The sequence below is a fragment of the uncultured Eudoraea sp. genome, assembly GCF_947260015.1.
GTDB lineage: Bacteria > Bacteroidota > Bacteroidia > Flavobacteriales > Flavobacteriaceae > Eudoraea.
In genome coordinates, this window is sequence record NZ_CAMYOM010000096.1 from 1 (window position 1) to 1,148 (window position 1,148).

Below are 1,148 nucleotides of genomic sequence, written 5' to 3' on the forward strand. Positions count from 1 at the left end.
GTGGGTCCAGTGGGAGAGCGCCCTAATGCTCTCACAGAGTTACAAAACCAAATGCTAGATGAACGATCTGGAAAGGTCGGCGATACGAGGTGACAGCCCTGTAGTCGAAAGCGTTTGGTCTCTGCACTGGTACCCGAGTACCACGGGGCACGTGGAATCCTGTGGGAATCTGGGAGGACCATCTTCCAAGGCTAAGTACTACTCGACGACCGATAGTGAACAAGTACCGTGAGGGAAAGGTGAAAAGCACCCCGGCAAGGGGAGTGAAATAGTACCTGAAACCGTGTGTCTACAAGCAGTCGAAGCACTATGCCCTTCGGGGAATGTGCGACGGCGTACCTTTTGCATAATGGGCCTACGAGTTACGCTTTGTTGCAAGGTTAAGCCGATAGGTGAAGCCGTAGGGAAACCGAGTCCAAATAGGGCGAACTTAGTAGCAGGGCGTAGACCCGAAACCGAGCGATCTATCCTTGGGCAGGTTGAAGCGTGGGTAAAACTGCGTGGAGGACCGAACCCACTGAAGTTGAAAATTCAGGGGATGACCTGAGGATCGGAGTGAAAGGCTAATCAAGCTCGGAGATAGCTGGTTCTCCGCGAAATATATTGAGGTATAGCGTCTAGTGAATTGCGCCGGAGGTAGAGCACTGGATGGGCTAGGGGTCCTACCAGATTACCAAACCCAACCAAACTCCGAATGCCGGTGACAACTGCTAGGCAGTCAGGCTGCGGGTGATAAGGTCCGTAGCCAAGAGGGAAAGAGCCCAGATCGACAGCTAAGGTCCCTAATCCACACTAAGTGTGAAAGGATGTGGGGGCGCTCAGACAGCCAGGAGGTTGGCTTAGAAGCAGCCATCCTTTAAAGAAAGCGTAACAGCTCACTGGTCGAGCGAACCCGCGCCGAAAATGTAACGGGGCTAAGTGTGGTACCGAAGCTTCGGGTTCTAATTTATTAGAGCGGTAGCGGAGCATTCTCACGCAGATACAAGGTGTACCGTAAGGAGCACTGTCGGGCGTGAGAAGAGCTTATGTAGGCATGAGTAGCGATAAAGAGGGTGAGAAACCCTCTCGCCGTAAGCCCAAGGTTTCCCAGGGAAGAATAATTCTCCTGTGGGTTAGTCGGCCCCTAAGTGGAGCCCGAAAGGGGTACA

General features: G+C 53.0%; 1 rRNA gene (running past one end of the window). It reads left to right on the forward strand.

The annotated features are described in order from the left end of the window. A 23S ribosomal RNA gene (locus tag Q0X66_RS15865) occupies positions 1–1,148 on the forward strand (its annotated part continues 1,442 nt past the right edge of the window); the annotation flags it as partial.